This is a genomic window from Vibrio splendidus (genome assembly GCF_002873455.1).
Taxonomy (GTDB): domain Bacteria; phylum Pseudomonadota; class Gammaproteobacteria; order Enterobacterales; family Vibrionaceae; genus Vibrio; species Vibrio splendidus_J.
On record NZ_MCUN01000046.1, the window covers coordinates 123,757 to 142,431 of the forward strand.

Annotated in this window: 21 protein-coding genes and 1 pseudogene; 9 read left to right on the forward strand and 13 right to left on the reverse strand. The window is 41.4% G+C overall.

Translation table 11 applies throughout. The features are described 5' to 3' along the window. Positions 1-5: 5 nt before the first annotated feature. The 5 genes from BCU75_RS20435 to ccoN all read right to left on the reverse strand — a co-directional run bounded on the left by BCU75_RS20435 (position 6) and on the right by ccoN (position 3,796). Positions 6-485: a FixH family protein gene (locus tag BCU75_RS20435; protein WP_102465478.1), complete on the reverse strand. Its 480-nt coding sequence runs from the start codon at positions 483-485 to the stop codon at positions 6-8. An 85-nt stretch (positions 486-570) separates the two neighbouring features. After that, a complete protein-coding gene (gene ccoP, locus BCU75_RS20440) occupies positions 571-1,545 on the reverse strand; it encodes a cytochrome-c oxidase, cbb3-type subunit III (protein ID WP_076678448.1) in 975 nt (324 codons plus the stop codon). Continuing rightward, positions 1,545-1,721: a CcoQ/FixQ family Cbb3-type cytochrome c oxidase assembly chaperone gene (locus BCU75_RS20445; protein WP_017108018.1), complete on the reverse strand. Its 177-nt coding sequence runs from the start codon at positions 1,719-1,721 to the stop codon at positions 1,545-1,547. Before BCU75_RS20445 ends, ccoP begins: the two co-directional genes overlap by 1 nt. A 9-nt stretch (positions 1,722-1,730) precedes the next feature. Then, complete coding sequence (gene ccoO / locus BCU75_RS20450) at positions 1,731-2,351, reverse strand: cytochrome-c oxidase, cbb3-type subunit II (protein ID WP_016767204.1); 621 nt, start codon at positions 2,349-2,351, stop codon at positions 1,731-1,733. Positions 2,352-2,362: 11 nt separating this feature from the next. Continuing rightward, positions 2,363-3,796 (reverse strand): cytochrome-c oxidase, cbb3-type subunit I, encoded by a 1,434-nt coding sequence (ccoN, locus tag BCU75_RS20455; RefSeq protein ID WP_008221953.1) that lies wholly within the window; start codon positions 3,794-3,796, stop codon positions 2,363-2,365. Between the two features lie 252 nt (positions 3,797-4,048). Between ccoN and BCU75_RS20460 the strand changes: the two genes are divergently transcribed. From BCU75_RS20460 to BCU75_RS20470, 3 genes are all read left to right on the forward strand, one after another. Next, positions 4,049-4,414, forward strand: coding sequence for a hypothetical protein (locus BCU75_RS20460; protein WP_102474918.1), 366 nt, complete (start codon positions 4,049-4,051; stop codon positions 4,412-4,414). A gap of 115 nt (positions 4,415-4,529) precedes the next feature. After that, entirely contained in the window at positions 4,530-5,714 is a 1,185-nt protein-coding gene (locus BCU75_RS20465) for an FIST signal transduction protein (protein ID WP_102474919.1), read from the forward strand. Beyond that, entirely contained in the window at positions 5,714-7,438 is a 1,725-nt protein-coding gene (locus BCU75_RS20470; RefSeq protein WP_102474920.1) for an ATP-binding protein, read from the forward strand. The genes BCU75_RS20465 and BCU75_RS20470 overlap by 1 nt, the downstream gene beginning before the upstream one ends. A gap of 174 nt (positions 7,439-7,612) precedes the next feature. On the opposite strand, the gene BCU75_RS20475 is transcribed toward BCU75_RS20470, so the two are convergent. The 3 genes from BCU75_RS20475 to BCU75_RS20490 form a co-directional block, all read right to left on the reverse strand. Further along, complete coding sequence (locus tag BCU75_RS20475; RefSeq protein ID WP_102474921.1) at positions 7,613-7,846, reverse strand: RstC protein; 234 nt, start codon at positions 7,844-7,846, stop codon at positions 7,613-7,615. A gap of 278 nt (positions 7,847-8,124) precedes the next feature. Continuing rightward, positions 8,125-8,406 carry a single-stranded DNA-binding protein gene (locus BCU75_RS20485; protein WP_102474923.1) on the reverse strand — a complete coding sequence of 94 codons (282 nt, stop codon included), beginning with the start codon at positions 8,404-8,406 and terminating at the stop codon, positions 8,125-8,127. 9 nt (positions 8,407-8,415) lie between these two features. After that, complete coding sequence (locus tag BCU75_RS20490) at positions 8,416-9,558, reverse strand: phage/plasmid replication protein, II/X family (RefSeq protein WP_102474924.1); 1,143 nt, start codon at positions 9,556-9,558, stop codon at positions 8,416-8,418. 160 nt (positions 9,559-9,718) lie between these two features. On the opposite strand from BCU75_RS20490, the gene BCU75_RS20495 reads away from it, so the two are divergent. The 4 genes and pseudogenes from BCU75_RS20495 to BCU75_RS20510 all read left to right on the forward strand — a co-directional run bounded on the left by BCU75_RS20495 (position 9,719) and on the right by BCU75_RS20510 (position 13,160). Then, the gene (locus BCU75_RS20495) at positions 9,719-10,042 is read left to right on the forward strand and encodes a helix-turn-helix domain-containing protein (RefSeq protein ID WP_157933917.1); all 324 of its coding nucleotides are present in this window, start codon (positions 9,719-9,721) and stop codon (positions 10,040-10,042) included. 687 nt (positions 10,043-10,729) lie between these two features. Beyond that, positions 10,730-11,257, forward strand: a pseudogene (locus BCU75_RS20500) (helix-turn-helix domain-containing protein); the annotation flags it as partial. 358 nt (positions 11,258-11,615) lie between these two features. Beyond that, positions 11,616-12,215, forward strand: coding sequence for a porin family protein (locus BCU75_RS20505; protein WP_076679274.1), 600 nt, complete (start codon positions 11,616-11,618; stop codon positions 12,213-12,215). A gap of 342 nt (positions 12,216-12,557) precedes the next feature. Further along, complete coding sequence (locus BCU75_RS20510; protein ID WP_102474925.1) at positions 12,558-13,160, forward strand: DUF2971 domain-containing protein; 603 nt, start codon at positions 12,558-12,560, stop codon at positions 13,158-13,160. Positions 13,161-13,257: 97 nt separating this feature from the next. Here BCU75_RS20510 and BCU75_RS20515 read toward each other — a convergent pair whose 3' ends face one another. The 4 genes from BCU75_RS20515 to matP form a co-directional block, all read right to left on the reverse strand. Next, complete coding sequence (locus tag BCU75_RS20515) at positions 13,258-14,517, reverse strand: hypothetical protein (RefSeq protein ID WP_241905398.1); 1,260 nt, start codon at positions 14,515-14,517, stop codon at positions 13,258-13,260. 104 nt (positions 14,518-14,621) lie between these two features. Beyond that, entirely contained in the window at positions 14,622-14,933 is a 312-nt protein-coding gene (locus BCU75_RS20520) for a hypothetical protein (RefSeq protein ID WP_102474926.1), read from the reverse strand. Positions 14,934-15,037: 104 nt separating this feature from the next. Continuing rightward, positions 15,038-15,346, reverse strand: coding sequence for a DUF3634 family protein (locus tag BCU75_RS20525; protein ID WP_102474927.1), 309 nt, complete (start codon positions 15,344-15,346; stop codon positions 15,038-15,040). 20 nt (positions 15,347-15,366) lie between these two features. After that, positions 15,367-15,822: a macrodomain Ter protein MatP gene (matP, locus tag BCU75_RS20530; protein ID WP_102474928.1), complete on the reverse strand. Its 456-nt coding sequence runs from the start codon at positions 15,820-15,822 to the stop codon at positions 15,367-15,369. A gap of 188 nt (positions 15,823-16,010) precedes the next feature. Here matP and BCU75_RS20535 point away from each other — a divergent pair, with 188 nt between their 5' ends. Then, complete coding sequence (locus tag BCU75_RS20535; RefSeq protein WP_102474929.1) at positions 16,011-17,663, forward strand: AAA family ATPase; 1,653 nt, start codon at positions 16,011-16,013, stop codon at positions 17,661-17,663. A gap of 70 nt (positions 17,664-17,733) precedes the next feature. Then, positions 17,734-18,249 carry a bifunctional 3-hydroxydecanoyl-ACP dehydratase/trans-2-decenoyl-ACP isomerase gene (gene fabA / locus BCU75_RS20540; RefSeq protein WP_010440782.1) on the forward strand — a complete coding sequence of 172 codons (516 nt, stop codon included), beginning with the start codon at positions 17,734-17,736 and terminating at the stop codon, positions 18,247-18,249. A 247-nt stretch (positions 18,250-18,496) separates the two neighbouring features. Here the strand turns inward: fabA and rmf are convergent, their stop codons facing one another. Beyond that, on the reverse strand, positions 18,497-18,670 hold the full coding sequence (gene rmf / locus BCU75_RS20545) for a ribosome modulation factor (RefSeq protein ID WP_017074275.1): 174 nt from the start codon (positions 18,668-18,670) through the stop codon (positions 18,497-18,499). Positions 18,671-18,675: the final 5 nt, after the last annotated feature.

The window sequence follows — 18,675 nt, forward strand, 5'->3', positions numbered from 1 at the left end:
AAGCTTTAGTTCGTTAGTTGAGTAGGAGTGTCGATAGGGAAGTTCATGCGACCTTGCACCAACCATTCAGTATCGTGCGGGGAAAGTTCAATAAACCATGGACCTTGCATTTCGTGGTCCAAAGTCAACGTGTAGTTACCTTTCGCATCAGCAGTAAGAAGCTGCGTGAAATCACGATCAGGTAGTGTTCTGTGAACGAACATTGCGCTGATAGCAGGGAAGTGATCAAGCTTGCCTTTGTCTAGAGTAATGATAACGGAGTTACCTCTCTCATTAACCGTCGCCGACAAGCCCAGTTCCTTTGCAATATTTACTTTTGAAATGTCGACATTAATGCCTTTTCCTTTTTTATAGTAATCCTCAGTTACAAGGTCGACAGAGTTCTGTGTAAACACAATAACCGTCATGATGGTCCAAATAACTACTGTCGCTGGCAGCGCGATTAAGAACCACGGCCAAAACTGTTTATACCAAGGCTTTACCATAAAAAATATCTCAAAAAAGAATAAAAAGAAGGGGTTATAAAATAAAGGAAAGACAGCCTCTTAGAAAGAGGCTGTTATTGAAATGTTACTTATTATCTGAGTTGCTTAAGCTCCACACGTACGATGCAACAAGCTGAACTTTGTCTTCGCCTAGAATATCTTTCCAAGCAGGCATTACGCCAGAACGTCCGTTCATTACTGTCTCAGTTACATCAGCGCGAGAATCGCCGAACAACCAATCGCGGTCTGTCAGGTCAGGTGCACCTACAGCAGGGTTACCTTTACCATCTGTACCGTGACACGCAGCACATACGACGAAACGTGCTTTACCAGCTTCAGCTTCACGCACATTCACGCTACGACCAGAAAGGCTAAGAGTGTAGCTAACTACTTCTTTAACACCTTGCTCGCCTAGAGCGTCTTTCCACGCTGGCATTTGGCCGACACGACCGTGCATGATCGTAGTCACGATAGCTTGTGGTTCACCACCATATAACCATGCATCATCAGTTAGGTTAGGGAAACCTTTCTGACCACGTGCATCAGAGCCGTGACACTGAGAACAGTTTTGCAGGAATAAACGCTGACCCACTTTGATTGCGTCAGCATCTGATGCAATGTCAGGAACAGAACGTAGACCATTTTCGTCGTGAGCTAGCTTTTTGAACGCTTCACCAAAGTAGGTGTTTGCATCATCAAGCTCTTTCGCATACTCGTCCAATTGTTTGTTTGCTTGAGCCGTAGCGATTGCAGAGCGAGACTCTTCGATACTACGAACTTCTTGATTTGAACTTGTCCAACCTAGTAGACCTTTAAAGTTGCCAAGGCCTGGGTATAGAGCAAGGTAAACCGCTGCAAACACAATTGTACTGATGAAAAGGTATGTCCACCATTTTGGCAGTGGATTATTAAGCTCACGAATACCATCGTATTCATGGCCCATATCATGACCTGGTTCTACGCCTGTTTTGTCTTTAAAACACCAACGAAGTAAAACCGCACAACCAATTAGGGTACCAATCGTAATCGCACTAACCCAGATACTCCAGAATGTACTCATTACTTTGTCACTCCTTGATTTTTAGAACTTGTTGCCGGCTCGTCGTCTGCAAACACTAGGTTCGCATCTTCGTCGAAACGTGTTTTACGATTCTTGCCATATGCCCACCAAACGATGCCGATGAAACAAGCAAAAACAGTAACAGTCCAAACACTTTGAAATGTAATAATGTCCATAATTATTCCTTATTTCATTGCGTGGCCAAGCGATTGAAGGTAAGCGATGATTGCATCCATCTCTGTTTTTCCTTCAACATCTTGTTTAGCGTTGGCAATTTGTTCGTCTGTGTAAGGAACACCAAATTGATTGCGGAAGAGTTCAAGCTTCTGCTTAGTCAATTTGCCATCAAGTACATTCTCAGCAAGCCATGGGAAACCAGGCATGTTTGATTCAGGAACAAGTTCGCGAGGGTCTAGGAGGTGAACACGGTGCCACTCATCAGAGTAACGATCACCAACACGCGCTAGATCAGGACCAGTACGCTTAGAGCCCCACAAGAATGGGTGTTCCCAAACACTTTCGCCAGCTACAGAGTAGTGACCGTAACGTTCAGTTTCAGAGCGGAAAGGACGAATCATTTGGCTGTGACATACGTTACAGCCTTCACGGATATAAATATCACGACCTTCCATTTCCAGAGCAGAATAAACGCGTAGGTTTTCTACAGGTTCAGTCGTCTGCTTTTGGAAAATAAGAGGGGTGATTTCTACTAAAGCACCAAAGCTGATTGCAATAACGATTAAGATCGCTAGTAGACCAACGTTTTTCTCGACCAACTCATGGCGATTATTTGAATTTGAGCTCATTCTAAATCTCCTTAAGCCGGTTGAGGGATAGCTTTAAGGCTATCTTTAGGTGCAGAAACAGTTTTGTACGTGTTGTATGCCAATAAGAACATACCAGATAGGAAGATGAAACCACCTAAGAAACGTACAAAGTAGAACGGGTAAGAAGCTTCTACAGACTCTACGAAGCTGTAAGTCAATGTACCGTCAGAGTTAACTGCACGCCACATCAGACCTTGCATCACGCCAGAGATCCACATTGCAACAATGTAGAAAACCGTACCAATCGTTGCTAACCAGAAGTGAACATTGATTAGAGATACAGAGTACATACGCTCTTGACCAAATAGTTTAGGAACTAAGTGGTAAACCGAACCGATAGAAACCATAGCAACCCAACCTAACGCACCAGAGTGAACGTGACCAATAGTCCAGTCCGTGTAGTGAGATAGTGCGTTAACCGTTTTGATTGCCATCATAGGGCCTTCGAACGTCGACATGCCGTAAAATGATAGAGAAACGATTAGGAAACGTAGGATTGGGTCATAACGTAGCTTATGCCACGCACCAGATAGAGTCATAATACCGTTGATCATGCCACCCCAAGATGGAGCAAACAGAACCAAAGACATAACCATACCTAGAGACTGAGTCCAGTCTGGAAGTGCAGTGTAGTGTAGGTGGTGAGGACCAGCCCAGATATACAGTGACACAAGAGCCCAGAAGTGAACAATCGACAAACGGTAAGAGTAAACAGGGCGACCAGCTTGTTTAGGAACGAAGTAATACATCATACCTAGGAAACCAGCTGTCAATAGGAAGCCTACCGCATTGTGTCCGTACCACCATTGCACCATTGCATCGATCGCTCCGGAATAAATCGAGTACGATTTAAACGCAGATACAGGAACAGCTAGGCTGTTAACGATGTGCAACACGGCAACCGTGATGATGAAGGCTCCGAAGAACCAGTTAGCTACATAAATGTGCGATGTCTTACGCTTAATCATGGTTCCGAAGAACACGACCGCATAAGCTACCCACACAAGAGTAATAGCAATATCGATTGGCCATTCAAGTTCTGCGTATTCTTTACCAGAGGTTAAACCTAACGGTAAAGTAATTGCAGCGGACAGGATAATCGCTTGCCAACCCCAAAAGGTAAAGGCTACGAGAGGGCCACCAAAGAGACGCGTCTGACAGGTACGTTGTACAACATAATATGATGTTGCAAACAGCGCACTTGTACCGAACGCAAAAATAACCGCATTAGTATGCAGGGGACGTAAACGACTGTACGTCAGCCACGGCGTATCAAAGTTTAGCTGTGGCCAAACTAATTGAGCGGCAATCAAAACACCAACGCCCATACCGACAATACCCCACAAAATTGTAACGAGGGTAAATTGACGGACGACCGTATAGTTGTAGTTTTGTTCAAGCTGCTTTTCTTGGCTCATTTGCATGCTTCCAATTTCTTATTTACTACACTTTACTTCCAACACGACTCACGTCGTAATGCCACCCAAATTAGAAAGGGAAATTCAGCCTATTCAGGACCTTATTTCCACTTGCTGATTTTAAAAAAAAGTGGCATTTTCAACGCGACACTATACTTGAATTAACAAATCAATGACAGAGTAGTAACCTTACGCTTGGTCTGGAATTGGATTTTTATTTAAAAACTTTGAACTTTGTAACAAGGAGTAAAGATTATAATGGCGGCACAAAAGCTAACAAAAGGCAGGCTTGTTCAAATTATCGTCATGTTGGTTATTTTAATAGCGGCATTTACTTGGAGAACAGTAACATACGATAATAACGAAACAGTAAGCTGTATAATTTCAAAACCGTGTGAATTTAGCATTGATAATCATAATGTTTTAATTTCGGGCGATAGATCAGGGTATTCAATCGAAACATCTAAAACTGGCAAATTTATCATTAGCTACCATGAGAGTGGAATTCTAGAAGAAAAAGGGCCATCGAATTGGCTGTTACAAACTAATGATAAGACCTCCTCAATAACAGTTACATTTCCACAACAGATAAACACGTTTTCCGTAAACCTTTCTAAAGAGTAATAGAGGGAAAACTGAGTCACGCCTCGGTTCTTTTGATAGAAATATGTACCAAATCAGTGAAACACCATGCATTAAAGTGTTATAAAGAGGACATTAATAAAGTTTCCCGGAATCTATGAAATTTCTATCAAAAGTCTCTTATTCCCTAGACGATAAAATCGCAGTAGATGAGTTGCTCAATGGGGTAGAAAACCCTGACGATATTGCCTGTCTTATTTGCTACTGCACAGAAGAGTACTCAACACTCGCTGTGCAGAGATACTTCGTAGATGTTCTCCCTAACACCCCAATACATGGCTGCACCACTTGTCACGGTATCATGACCGAAACTGGGTTCCACTCAGGCCCAATTATAGGCGTACTCATCATCTATGACTCTGGGATCAACGCCTATGGTACGGGTATCGAGCATTTTAGCGACTCCATAAACCAAAGTACCTTCAGCGCCATCGATAAAGCACTTAAGAACGCCAACCGAGAAGGTGAAATCCCCGATCTTATCTTGCTACATTCCACTCCAGGGAATGAAGAGAAGGTCATGGCAGCTATCGATAAGAAGTTTGGCACTGAGGTGCCTGTTATTGGTGGTAGCGCAGCGGACAATCAGGTTTCTGGAAACTGGAGCATCTTTACCGAAGAGTCACTCTCTATCAATGGCGTGTCTTTAACTGTGGTATTTGCTTCTCAGTCCATCTATTCGTCTTTTAGTGCAGGCCATACGCCCACGCGCTATTCTGGGAACGTCACAAAAGTAAGAAATCGAATATTGTTGGAGATTGACCATAGGCCAGCCGTTACCGTTTATAACGAATGGACCAATTTCCATTTAGGTGGCAGTGATGATGGTTATATATTCGAAAAGTCGTCAGTGTATCCGCTAGGGAGAAAAGTTGGCTCTTCATACGATTACCCATATTTCAAACTGTCCCATTCAATCAGAGAAACAGAGTGTAATGGAATCGAGCTATTCACCGACATCAGTGAGGGCGACACCATCTATTTGATGCAGGGCTCTAAGCAACAATTGATAAGCCGTGCCGCTAATATTATTCACTCTTCTTACTACAACGATATGGATTTAGAAGAGAAACTAGGGGCGATCAATATCTTCTGCGCTGGGCCAATGTTGAACCTTAAGCAAGATATGGACGAGGTTTGTGATCAAATAAATCAAGCACTTAATGGACTCCCATACATATGTCCATTCACCTTTGGTGAACAAGGAAGGCTATCTGGCGGTGAGAGTGCGCACGGAAACTTAATGGTATCGTCTGCAACGTTTTATAGGTTGAAAAAGTAATGGGTTCTGAAGGTCAAGAAGCGCTGCAAGAAGCACGTATTGAACTGCAAAAACTAAAATCCCGAGAGCGAAAGTTGGCTGAAGAGAATAGGGTGATCTTATCAACCATCTCTGCGATCAGTAAGGCAAGTAACATATCTGAGATATTTTATAGCCTTGAATTTGTGCTCAAAAAATACATTAAATTTGATGACTTTATCGTAATATCTAGGGTAGGAAACGAAGGCAATTTTAAGACCCTACTAACCAATAACAAAGTCTTCGAACAGATGAATTGGAGCGATTGCGGCAAGCTATCGCGAGTGATCAATGGAGAGTGCGCCATCCTTTTTGAACCCAAGTCTCTTGGGGAATTCAACTCTCTGCATCCCATTGTCCTCGACCAAATCAACTCCGTTTTGATTACTGGTATTGATAGTGGGCTAACGCAGTCCGTCATCATCTTTATCCATTCCAATACCAAGCACTTTAGTGTTGAAACCAAAGCAACCCTAAACCGCTTTAGACCATTGATTGAGCGTGCTGTTTTCGATATTGAAAACAAAGAAAAGCTTGAAGCTACGGTTAGAGAACGCACAGCAGAACTCGTCACAGCTAGGAAAGATGCAGAGAGAGCCAACAGGGCAAAGTCTGAATTCCTAGCAATGATGAGTCATGAATTAAGAACACCGTTAAATGCCATCATTGGCTTAATTGACACGCTGAAATCCACACATCTGAACGACGAACAACAGTCTATACTGCTCAATATGAGCACATCATCTGAACTTCTACTGGCGATTATCAGTGATGTATTGGACTTTTCTAAGATCGAGTCAGGATGTTTTTCGCTTGCGCCTCAATGGAGCAACGTAAGAGACACTGTAACTTTTGTATTATCTGAACAAAAGAAGACAGCAGACGATAAAGGATTGGTGCTAACGATAACCAGCGATATCCCTGAAGGTGAACTTCATTATATCGACCCAAGCCGTCTGGCACAGATCCTCTTTAACCTAATTGGCAATGCGATTAAGTTCACTGAGCGTGGACATGTACACGTTTCTATCAAGTACCAGCAGAGCTCATTCTATATAACAGTAGAAGACTCTGGGATTGGTATCAGCTCACAACAAATTTCGTCGCTGTTCAGTCCATTCGTGCAAGCTGATAGCACAATCACACGCAGATTTGGTGGTACAGGTTTGGGCCTGGCGATCACAAAAAGACTTGTTGAGCTAATGCGTGGGCGCATATCGGTAGAAAGTGAACCAGGAAAAGGCTCTAAATTCGAAGTACAGTTGCCAGTGCTTACCAGAGTCATGAACAATTTGTCTAACAATGAAAATAATGAATGTGCACGAGAGTTAAGAAGCCGGTATTCAGTGTTAGTTGTCGAAGACAATCCAACGAACCAAATGGTGATTAAATTAATCCTAACGCGACAAGGCCATGAAGTTTTCATCGCAAGCAACGGTGAGGAAGCTATTGGCTTTGTTGAAAGATCCAATGACTCGATAGATATTATCTTAATGGATGTGTCGATGCCGGTAATGGATGGATTAACCACAACCAAATATATGAGAGACGCGAACATCAAAACGCCAATCGTCGCGCTAACAGCTCACACATCAGTAGAAGACAAATGTTCATGCTTAGCGGTAGGCATGAATGATTTCGTTACCAAACCAGTAAGAACCAAAGAGATTACAGAGGCTATTGATCGATTAATGCTTGAAGTCTAATAAACGTATTCTTAATCGAAGATTAGGATATATGTTTATTAGGTATTTTATGGTAAATAGTCTTACTGTTAAATAGAACGACAATTAATTCGATAGACAAGACGCAGGGCACTATGAAAAGACACTAATTTCATAAACGCTAGAATTAATTTAACATAATATACATAATACGCACTAAGGCGTAAGTTCTTTCTGAGGGCTGTCTAGCTGCTCTTGAGCCTGAATCTGTGGGTAGATTCGAATAAAGCTAAGCATGCTCTGTAACGTCTCAATTTCTTCAAGCATGTGAAATGTCAATTTGTCGCCTATTTCTTCAGTGTAAGCACCGGAGTTTAAGAACGTAGACATGTTGTGAAGATCATTAACCTTGTCGGAAACATCCGTTAGCGTGTACTCTTGGAAACTCATAATTAACTCTCGTATAGTTGATTGTGATAGAAGCCCGTAGCTGTCTCATCAGTTACGGGCTTTGTTTTAATCAGTAATAATTGGCTCTTCTTCCGTTAGCGTTCGTAACGATGATTCACAATTGGGACACTCAATCTTAGATAAGAATCCACTAATGTAGACTTCCTCATCCCAGAATAATTTATAGCAAGACGTACATTGATATTTAGGGTCATCTTCACGGCTCACCATCATAAATCCCCCCTTATAGAGAATGGTACGTTTCGGTAAATTCCAAATCATAAATCCAGCTCCAGAGGTGTGATGATTTTCCCGTACTTCTTTAGCTCCACAGTGCCAAAGTTATTAACGATATAAGAAGAGCTATGAAAGGTATAAAATCCGGCTTCATAAGGTGGTTGACCTTCTTCAAGTTGAACCTTGGTGAGCGTTGGGAAACGACCTTGTAGATGTGCATAAGCATCTTGTTCATAAATAGTACGCGGTGGCTTGCCGTCTTTCCCTGGCATGGTTCTAGGTATGACTTTTACGTCTTCTTTGAATACTTCGATTTTTAACATGGTGTTTTCCTATGCGTAGGCTTTGAAAGGTAAAATATTGGTTTCGGCTACGACTGGCATTTTGTACCAGGGCGGAATTTCGAGTGGCTGAACTTCGATAATTTCAGAGCGTTTAAGTGTTGGGCACATACGACTAACATCGAATTGTTGACCAATATCGATACCAATCGCTTTTAGGCGCGCTTTATGTTCGTAAAATTGACGATCTTTTAAAACACTCCTTAAGTCTGTTCCATGCTGCCACATAATGGCGTAACTCTGCGTTGCATTGGCTGCTTGTCGGCTCTTAACTACGCCCAGCGATAAAAGTTGATCTGCAAAAGATTGATGTTCGTCGTATGATATTTGTGTTGTTTTCATAGCATTCTCAATATCTTGTAAGTGTTTGTGAAAGTCTTGTTCTGTAGTGATGCCGTAAAATTGTAAGTCGTGTCGTTTTAATAATGCTTGTCTTAAACTGTGCTCTTCTCGGACTACGCCAGATGATTCGCAATAATCAATAAGTTTGTTCACATAATCTAATGCTTCTTGTGATACCCCTTCTTTTTTTCGTTGGTCTTTTAATAAATGTCTCTGTAAGTCAACTGCTTTTGCATAGAGCTTGTCCATTATCCAAGTAGAACCCTCTCCCCAGTTACAGGTATTCCCATCAGGATAAAGCTTAGGTTTCCGCCCTCGACCAATCTGCATAGAAGAAAGACCTCGAATAAAAGAGCGTTCCTTGCCCTTCCCTACAGCTAAATTCCGAGTCCAGTCTATCGATGTGATTTCAGCACCATTACCAATCAATGAAGACGATTTACCATCAGCAGATTGACGGTGAGCAAAGCGAGTATTTTTAGTAAACGGAGGTAAGTCATACGAAGCTAAAATATGGTTATAAATTGCTACGCATTCATCGAGCGTCTGTAACCCGAAGAGATTGTCCATGCGCTGCCATCGTGACGGGTTTCCTTCAACTCGAACACGGGTGCCATTACATCGAATGGTTAACTTGGTACTGTATGAGCCTTCTAATATTTTCTGATTAACCGTCGGAGGAAGATTTTCACCAGTTTCCAACTCAACCCTTTCGATAACATGACGCCCCACAAGAGGAAGATTCCCCTCATGGTGATCTTGTTGCATGAATAGTTGGTCAATAAAGAACAAATGAAAACCCTGTCAATGGTCATTAGTGATAATAATTAAGTCACAAATGATATATCAGAAGTGCGAATAATAACAATGTTAAATTGTCACTTCTGACCATTTAGAGGTCACAACTGGAAAAGTGGGTGTACAATAAGAGCAAATGAATATCAGGAATAGAATGATGAGTAACAAAGCTGAAAGGTTTCATGCCGCAATAAAAGAAAACGGTGGATATGAGGAAATTAGCCAAAAGACCGGAATCAGTGTTAGTACACTAGTCAGAATTGCCAAAGGAAAAACCGAACCAAAACTAAGGGATGCGGTGAGCATATCTGAAGTAACCAACACAAGTTTAAATTACATCGTTTACGGTGAAAAAAAAAATAACTTCATCGACAATGGCGCTGAAGAACTACTAAAGGCCGTTGTAAAAATCAGCGACAAAATAATTAGCCAAAAGATGAAAGATCTAAAAAGAGACACTCAAGAGGAAGACAAATAAACTCGGAGTTTATGCGGATGTCCGCAGTTAGTTGGGGTGTTACAGGAACCCCAACCTTATCTTCGAAATAATCGCATAAGAAAAGAGCCATTCTAGAGAATGGTTCCTCCCCGGCGAAACGGGGCCCCTCCATTCTTACGAATGGCTTTTTGCAGTTAGAAAATCATCGATAGAACCGGAAGTTGGCAGTGCCCTGTACCAAAAAGCTATTCTGGCAAGATGAAGAACTAGTTTTGTGCTCTTCTTTTGAGGGAGTAACGCTTCGCTGCTTTTCGGGCATTTAGGGGAGTCATGCCAAAGAACGGTATCGAGTGCCCTTATCCCTGCGGGGCAAAAGAACTCGATAAATCTCAAACACTGGCGCGCTATGCTTGCGAATACAGGGGTGGTTCAATGCGTATTGTGCAAATTATGTTACGGGTTAACTTCTAACAACGATTTTCCTAACGGGCATCAAAAAGGCCGGACAAGCCGACCTCCTCATTGAGCATGTTACTCACCCACGTTCTTATTCAGTTAAGCAAAGCAAACCACTCAACATAATTTAGACCCATAATACGCAGTTGGCTTGTAAGCGCAAAGTTGTAATGTCACTATTTTCCAAAGTTAAACTGTCCCTCTAGCTCATCACCACTAGGCTTAATTGATATTGGTAAACGCTATGGACATAACAACATGCTGGTGACTATGAGTGATTCAGAGATCAATCGTTTTAAAGTAATTGAAGATGTGTGTCAGCGACGGATACGTCGAGTCGATGCTGCCGAGATCCTCAGCTTGAGTGTCCGTCACATCCAACGCCTGATGAACCGACTTCGTAAATACGGTGCGAGCGGATTGGCTCATCGCGCTCGCGGTAAGCCTAGCAATCATCGTTATTCAAGTGATTATCGAAACTCGGTGCTAAGTCTTGTCCGTGAAAACTACAACGACTTCTCACCAACACTCGCTCAAGAAAAGTTATCTGAGCTGCACAACTTGCCTATATCAAACGAAACTTTGCGTCAATGGATGATTGCCGACGGACTGTGGCTTCCACATTCACAACGTAAACCTCGGATCTAACAGTCTCGTTACCGCCGTGATTGCTTAGGTGAACTTATCCAAATAAACGGGTTTGAAGGCCGCAGTGACAAATGCTGTCTATTGGTGCTCATTGATGATGCGACTGGTCGTTTGATGAACCTAAGATTCAGTGAGACAGAATCCGCGTTTGTAGACTGAGAAGACTTGGTTACTCTTTTTCGCTAGATATAATTATGCAATAAGCCAAACATACTCTCGAACCACAAGCTTTGATTTGCTTGATGCTCAACTGTCATTATTACCAGACGTTTCCATTCAAAACGTACTTATATGACAGCTTAGTTTGATAATAATTTACAGTGCAACAAAAAATACTATTCGCCACTTTCTGATTGTAGTACTTTGTCTTACAACTGCGATAGTGATAACTCTATTACCAACAAGTCTTTAAAATCAGATATTTAGACCAGTTCTCAATTAGTTAGAGTATCTTTTGTTTGTTAACATATTCTGGAATTGAATAACTTACTATCTCAGAAGGCCTTACATGAAAATAAGTACAATCGCCCTATCGCTATTCACCGCTTTTGGCATCAACTCGCAGGCGCTTGCTAGTGAAAACGAAAACTCACCTAGAGAACATGGTCATTTTTATGCTGGTGTTGATATCGGCTTTTATAATGAAACTGAATTGGAATATCGCGGTAGTGCCATTGAAGATTCATCTGACCTATCCGACCTTAGTTACAACTTAATTGGAGGTTATGAATTCGATACTCACGATGTAGTAAAACTAGGAGTAGAAGCTGAATACCGAAAAATAGGTAAAGTTAACTTTAACGATGTAATGGATATTGAAGGACAAGCTTTCTTTTTAAACGTTAAACCGAAGTTCATTGTTAAAGGTGACGTATTAGATCTGTATGTATCTCTATTAGCAGGTGTTGGCTCTATGGATATGGAAGCGAAAGCTTTTGGAGTCTCAGGCTCTAAGTCTGAAGCAGCCTACCAAGTTGGTGCTGAGCTTGGTGCGATAGTGGCAGACAACGTCGACATCCATATTGGATACCGCTATGCAAACGTTGAAATAGAATCAATCGACGTGTCACCACAAACAGCTTACCTAGGCGCAAGGTACCACTTCTAATCTTTATTCATACGTAGGCTCGATACAAGTAAAGCCGTCCTTTTAAAGTTCGGCTTTAATCTTGGTCGCCTATTTCACCTTCCCACCTCGACCTCTGCTTTAACAAGATAATTTGACCATAAATAAAGTTACGTTGTATCTTATTTAAGAGCTACAACTTAAAAGCGTAGCTTGATGCAAAACAAACCACTTAAACCGGCCACTATTTCGTGTTTAAATTTTGATCTATCAAACAGTTGTACCAATAAATTTGGTGATTGAGCAATCAAATGCTATGCATTCGGGTATGAGTTATGGATTAAAGTGTTAACATCAGACGATGTTGTAAACTAGGTGTTTGATATGTTGCCTAAACTTTATAAGTTCAGATCTCTCCACGACAGAAACATACAATCTATTTCCGAGTGTTCGTTGTGGTTTGATTACGCTAAGAGCTTTAATAACCCTTTTGAGTCTAACTATCTGCTCGACAACGAACTTCAGAACGATTTCAAAGTTATGTGTTTTTCTCAGTCGAATGACCATCCAATACTCTGGTCTCAGTATGGCGATAACTTTAAAGGCATGTGTATCGAGTATGATCTCAATTGTTACAATGGTGAGGCCAAGCTCAATTGCTTTGAAGTCCAGTATGAAGACGACCCAAGCATGTTCCACTTAGAATCGTTGACGGAAATCCAAGCATCAGGATTGGAAGCAGAAATATTTAAGATCAAGCATTCTAATTGGCGTTACGAAAAGGAATATCGCTGGGTGTTACCTAACGAGGAGATGCTCGGCAATAAGCTGTACCTTAATAGAGAATGCCTAAGGTCTGTGATCCTCTCTGAACACGCTCCTGCCGACAGGAAGTTGAAAGTTCTGATGACTTGCCAGCGCCTTGGAATTCCCGTTAAACACGCAATAGCCAAACAAGAGTCGTTTACATTCGAAGTGGTCAGTTAAAATAACACAAACAACTGATTGATATCGAAAAATAACGACTTATTAAAGGTTACACTGTAGCAAAAAGGAAGCTATATTTAATGTAGCTCCCTTTTGTTTACATGTTCGTCGTCAGTTTTCCAAGCACCCTATCCTGCATTTGTTCAATTGTCGTTATAGACATTTGAACTGTAGAAAACCAATAAGGGCGATGCTTAACGTTAAACAACTCGCTGTTATCTAATGCTTCGAAAATAGAAAACTTTCGACCTTGAGCAAGAGCTGCGCCATAAACTGTTCGCTCAAGTACGGGGATATCATTCACTTCTTCCAAAAGCGCCCTCTTGATGAACAGATTACTTGGGCTCCAATCTACAAATTCAACGAGATTTTTTAGTAACATAAGGTCTAATTTCTCTACCATTATTTCGAGAAACTGTGTGTTTGGCATCACTTCAGTACAAGCATAGTATTCATCATGCTTGTCGCTTGCTTCACGATAACCTAGCATCGTTTTTACTAATGCATCTTCAAAAACTGAAGAAAAATGGTTACAAATCAAAAACAAAGGTAAGCTTCTCAAAACCCCAAGTAGAATACCGACGTTAGGATCTTTTACCGACGTTTCTTGAAGTCGAATTCGAGTCGCGTTTGAAGTAACCATCAAATGCTGCCAAACCTTAGGTGTAATGTGCTTGATGTTGCTATCACTCCATTTAATAAGCTGCTGGCTCATTAGCAATGGAAACAACAAGCGACAGTTCTCGATACCTATTTGACGCGCTGCAACTTTAGGGTCGAGAATTACCCTGGATTTTTTACCGTACTTTTCAGTGAACTCACGATTGGAAACAAACTCGATTAGACTTGAACTCAATACACTACTTTTGGTCGATATTTCATGAAGCTTAGAAAAGTTTAAGGATGGCGAATAGCCAACATCAGCGAACTGGTTGTAGTCTGGTAGCTCTGAGAACAATGTGCTTATTAAAGTCCCTTGAAGCTTCTCAAGCATAAGATCCGAGGCTGCATTACTTACATCATCGACCACGTAGCGCAATGTTTGTTGTTTCGCGACAACTTTCTCACGATGAGCGTTTACTCTATCTTGTTCACAACGCAATAAAATACGCTGATTGTGAGATATGCGGTCAGATTCATCAAATATGACGCTATCACAGTATCTATTTTCCAAACTCAATAATGTATCTACCGAAGATTGCTCGAGCTTGTACTCAGGCGAGATTAGCCACCGATTAAAGCGAGCCTCAACATTGATTGAGACCTTTCTAGATATCTCAATCACTTCAGGGGTGTAATTTTTTTTGTTAACAACAACCGTGACTTTCCCTTGCCCTAAATGCATTTTTGCGTGCATATTCAGCTTTTATAATAAAATTAATATTAATAGAAATTAGAGATTGGTTCACGTATTTGTTTCAATAAAATTAAGGTTATTTAGTTATAGTGCATTATGTTTAATTATTCTGTGATATGGAGGCGGATGTACTTTTCAGGAAAGCTGTATTTGAATTTTTTCTTCCTCGGTAAGTGCTTTTTAGCTTGTTTGCATGCTTTGCTGTCGCCTGATGCCCTAACCTTTTTAATTATGGCATAACCTTTAGAGTGCTTCATTTCTATCATCAGGTCGCAATAACCATCAAAATCAACATTACTCTTGTTAAGCCCTTTCAGCACTGTGACTTTGATTTTTTTGGCTACAGGGTTAATTAATGCATCATCGGCTAGTATGCTTGGAGACGTAAGGCACAAAAGAAATGCGAGATATTTCATACTGTTCTCAATTATGTGGCGTTGAAAACAGTATGCAAATTATTAAGAAATGTATGAGATTAAATTAGTACTAAAAATTGCTAAACGAACCATGCTTTCAAAAGTTATGCCTTCTTGGAACCTTTAGATTTGAAGCCATTATGAGGAAATACATTTCGAATACGTTGTTGAACATTCTTGGGAATCTCTTTGGTAAATTTCAAGTTATAACCAGAACGCTTTGCGTAAACCTTAAGCTCTCCTTGAAATGCATTGTTGTGACCGATTTCTTGAAGATTGTGCTTAAAACTAGGCGGTAAATGCCCTTTTACTTGTTCAATCTCACCTTCGTTGAACTTGATCTTTAATACGGGTCTATCAATTGCGACGAGCCAAAAAATCAATACGGCTCCGATTAAGATTACATACATCATAATGCCACCACTATTGCTGCTTATTTGTCGTCGGAAAGAAGTTTACTCAAATCTTCTTTGAGACTGGTTACTGTTTTGCTGGCCTGCTCACTTCGAGACGCTTCACTAACCAAATACTCTATGGCATCAGATAACGTACAACCAAGTTCGTTTGCTCGTTGAGATAGCTTCTCCCAAACGCGATAATCAAGATCGATAGACTTCTTCTTAGTATGTACTTGTTCAGCGTTGAAATGACGTTTGCGCTTGGCTCTGATCGCTTGTTTAAGCTTGTTATCAAGCTCTGGCGACATGTTATTTGAGATCCACTCAAGAACGCCTGTAGGTTGGTGTTCTAGCTTCAACAAAGCTTGCACGGCAACATCAACTTCACTTGAATCAATATGGCAGGTGATCGAATCACCTTCTTTCCATTTTTTTACCAGGTAGTTCCATTTCCAACCACATTCTAAATTTTCAAGCTGCTGATATTTCATGTCTAATCTCGAGAGTTAACCTAGTGACAGCGTAACCCATAATGGGTTGTTTAACAATTATTGTCTTGAAAGAGTAGACCAAGATCATACTTATATTAGCTTAGTGTTTAGTAACTACAACATAGACCTATATGACTCCCCGCTTTTTCTATATACTCCCTACCTTATTATCATAATCAGACATTTAAATGACTCAAGTAGATTGGCGACATGTAACGCCTCAGTACGATGAATATAGCGCTCAACTTGAGCAATTCCCTGACATCTCTCCTTTCACATTCTCAGATATTCAACATAGGTTTAGAGATGCGCTAACCCGTTTTGTACGCCTATCCAATCTTTCACGAGTTCTACTTGTTAATGCGCCTGACAATTCGATCTATCGTCAACTTATCGTTGAATCTTTAACGGCGGAGTTAAACAACGAAGCTCAGCCTGTTATAAAAACCGAATCTTTAAATGCAGCCACTTTGTTTGACCAAGTTCAGTCTAAAAATGGTGAAATTGTAGCAACAAAGCCAGGCCTACTTTCTAGAGCAAACAATGGCTATCTGGTTGTTTCAGCCAATCTGATCCTGGCAAACCCAGGAAGCTGGCTATTATTGAAATCAGCGCTTCTCGGTGAAGCTGTTGAGCCAATTAGCAGTTTTCCTGAGCATCTAAATCAGGCACCTATCGAAGCATTGACATACAACATTAAGTTGATTGTTGTCGGAGACCGCGCTCAACTTGGTGATCTGGATTATCTAGATGGCGATATTCAAACAGGGTTTTGTCTATTCAGTGAAATAGAACAAGATATTAAGCTCTCCAATGAAAGCCTAACGCAATACCTTGGCTATCTTAAGTGGTTACAGCGTCGTTATAACCTTCCAACGATCACTCAAGAAGCGTTGGTAGGAATCCTAACGGCAGGCGCAAGAGAAACGGAAGACCAAAGCTACATACCGCTATGTCCGATTTGGCATAACGCGCTGTTGAATGAAGCGCTCATCGAAGCAAATGGTGGTGACATTGATATTCACCATATTCAGCAAGCTCAACAACACAAATACAACCGCGAGTCTTACCTTCCTGAACGTGCCCTCGATGATATTCGAGATGGCCAAGTCATTATCGAAACTGAGGGTGAGCAAGTCGGCCAAGTTAACGGCCTGACGGTCATCGACGTTCCTGGACACCCTATTTCTTATGGTGAACCGGCTCGTATCTCCTGTGTTATTCACTTTGGCGATGGCGACATTACCGATGTAGAGAGAAAAGCAGAGCTTGGTGGCAACCTTCACGCGAAAGGCATGATGATCATGCAAGCGTTTGTAAGTAGCGCGCTAAACCTTGAAGATCCGTTGCCATATGCTGCTTCTGTTGTGTTTGAGCAATCATACTGCGAAGTTGATGGCGATAGTGCTTCTCTTGCTGAGCTTTGCTCTCTGGTAAGTGCTTTGTCGGAATACCCTATCAATCAACAAATAGCGGTAACCGGTGCTGTCGACCAATTCGGTCGTGTACAAGCCGTTGGTGGGCTAAACGAGAAAATCGAAGGATTCTACCATGTGTGTAAACACAACGGGCTAACTGGCGAACAAGGTGTGATCCTTCCAAGATCTAACTTAAGACATCTTGCTCTGAAACCAGACCTAATTGAAAGCATCAAAAACGAAGAATTCCATATTTGGTCTGTGTCTAATGTAGATGAAGCGATTCCTCTTATTATGAACGCACCATTTAGGGACGAAGAACAAGAAAGCGTTCTGAGTAAAATCGCGGAACGTATTGAAAATTTTGAAAGACATGAGCACCCTATTGGAATCGTTGGACGCATTAAAAACTGGTTTGTCTAGTACTGATCGGACTTGTTTAGCGTACACCTGTTCACTAATATGCACCTATCAAAAATCGGAGTAATTGATAATGCAAAACAAACGTGATTCTTACACTCGCGAAGATCTTCTAGCATCAAGCCAAGGCGAATTATGGCCAGAAGGTCCTCAACTACCAGCACCGAACATGTTGATGATGGATCGCATCACTAAAATGTCTGAGACTGAAGGTGATTTCGGTAAAGGTTTGATTCTTGCTGAACTGGATATTACTCCTGACCTATGGTTCTTCGACTGTCACTTCCCTGGCGACCCAGTAATGCCTGGTTGTCTAGGCCTTGATGCAATGTGGCAGCTTGTTGGCTTCTACCTTGGTTGGGTTGGCGGCAAAGGCAAAGGCCGTGCTCTAGGTGTTGGTGAAGTTAAATTCACTGGCCAAATCTTACCTACGGCTAAAAAAGTAACTTACGAAATTCACATGAAGCGTGTTGTTAACCGTCGCCTAGTAATGGGCCTTGCAGATGGTCGCGTTCTTGTTGATGGTAAAGAGATCTATGTTGCTAAAGATTTGAAAGTTGGTCTTTTCCAAGACACGTCAGCGTTCTAGTTTAATCGTTAAATTTTTAATAAAGCAGCCAATGGTTGCTTTATTTTCATTCCAATTCATTTAGTTATAGTGCATCAAAGGTAATTAAGTAAAGTCATCAATTATATGTCCACCAGCGGAACAACCTTAAATCACTTTCTAATCAGCCAGTTCTCGGTTTATAAGGCCTTGTATGGTTATCAGAAACTAACAAGGCTCCAGCTGTTATACAACATGGAGCCTTGACCTTTGAATATGTTCGCCCTATCTACTTATAGAGACCTGAATGCTTATCATCTTTGGCATCACGCCAACCACCTAACCAATACGATTTAGAATCCATTTGGCTGTATGGGCAAGCTTCTTGTGACCTGCCGTTTAAACCAGCTTTGTAACCTTGAGATTGTGCTCGTTCTAGGCGATCACGCTTTTGTCTCTTCATAGTGC

Excerpts from the sequence above, each read along its gene's own strand:
- BCU75_RS20435 (WP_102465478.1), bottom strand. The coding sequence starts at position 485 with ATGGTAAAGCCTTGGTATAAACAGTTTTGGCCGTGGTTCTTAATCGCG.
- ccoP (WP_076678448.1), bottom strand. The coding sequence starts at position 1,545 with ATGAGTACATTCTGGAGTATCTGGGTTAGTGCGATTACGATTGGTACC.
- BCU75_RS20445 (WP_017108018.1), bottom strand. The coding sequence starts at position 1,721 with ATGGACATTATTACATTTCAAAGTGTTTGGACTGTTACTGTTTTTGCT.
- ccoO (WP_016767204.1), bottom strand. The coding sequence starts at position 2,351 with ATGAGCTCAAATTCAAATAATCGCCATGAGTTGGTCGAGAAAAACGTT.
- ccoN (WP_008221953.1), bottom strand. The coding sequence starts at position 3,796 with ATGCAAATGAGCCAAGAAAAGCAGCTTGAACAAAACTACAACTATACG.
- BCU75_RS20460 (WP_102474918.1), top strand. The coding sequence starts at position 4,049 with ATGGCGGCACAAAAGCTAACAAAAGGCAGGCTTGTTCAAATTATCGTC.
- BCU75_RS20465 (WP_102474919.1), top strand. The coding sequence starts at position 4,530 with ATGAAATTTCTATCAAAAGTCTCTTATTCCCTAGACGATAAAATCGCA.
- BCU75_RS20470 (WP_102474920.1), top strand. The coding sequence starts at position 5,714 with ATGGGTTCTGAAGGTCAAGAAGCGCTGCAAGAAGCACGTATTGAACTG.
- BCU75_RS20475 (WP_102474921.1), bottom strand. The coding sequence starts at position 7,846 with ATGAGTTTCCAAGAGTACACGCTAACGGATGTTTCCGACAAGGTTAAT.
- BCU75_RS20485 (WP_102474923.1), bottom strand. The coding sequence starts at position 8,406 with ATGTTAAAAATCGAAGTATTCAAAGAAGACGTAAAAGTCATACCTAGA.
- BCU75_RS20495 (WP_157933917.1), top strand. The coding sequence starts at position 9,719 with ATGATGAGTAACAAAGCTGAAAGGTTTCATGCCGCAATAAAAGAAAAC.
- BCU75_RS20505 (WP_076679274.1), top strand. The coding sequence starts at position 11,616 with ATGAAAATAAGTACAATCGCCCTATCGCTATTCACCGCTTTTGGCATC.
- BCU75_RS20510 (WP_102474925.1), top strand. The coding sequence starts at position 12,558 with ATGTTGCCTAAACTTTATAAGTTCAGATCTCTCCACGACAGAAACATA.
- BCU75_RS20515 (WP_241905398.1), bottom strand. The coding sequence starts at position 14,517 with ATGCACGCAAAAATGCATTTAGGGCAAGGGAAAGTCACGGTTGTTGTT.
- BCU75_RS20520 (WP_102474926.1), bottom strand. The coding sequence starts at position 14,933 with ATGAAATATCTCGCATTTCTTTTGTGCCTTACGTCTCCAAGCATACTA.
- BCU75_RS20525 (WP_102474927.1), bottom strand. The coding sequence starts at position 15,346 with ATGATGTATGTAATCTTAATCGGAGCCGTATTGATTTTTTGGCTCGTC.
- matP (WP_102474928.1), bottom strand. The coding sequence starts at position 15,822 with ATGAAATATCAGCAGCTTGAAAATTTAGAATGTGGTTGGAAATGGAAC.
- BCU75_RS20535 (WP_102474929.1), top strand. The coding sequence starts at position 16,011 with ATGACTCAAGTAGATTGGCGACATGTAACGCCTCAGTACGATGAATAT.
- fabA (WP_010440782.1), top strand. The coding sequence starts at position 17,734 with ATGCAAAACAAACGTGATTCTTACACTCGCGAAGATCTTCTAGCATCA.
- rmf (WP_017074275.1), bottom strand. The coding sequence starts at position 18,670 with ATGAAGAGACAAAAGCGTGATCGCCTAGAACGAGCACAATCTCAAGGT.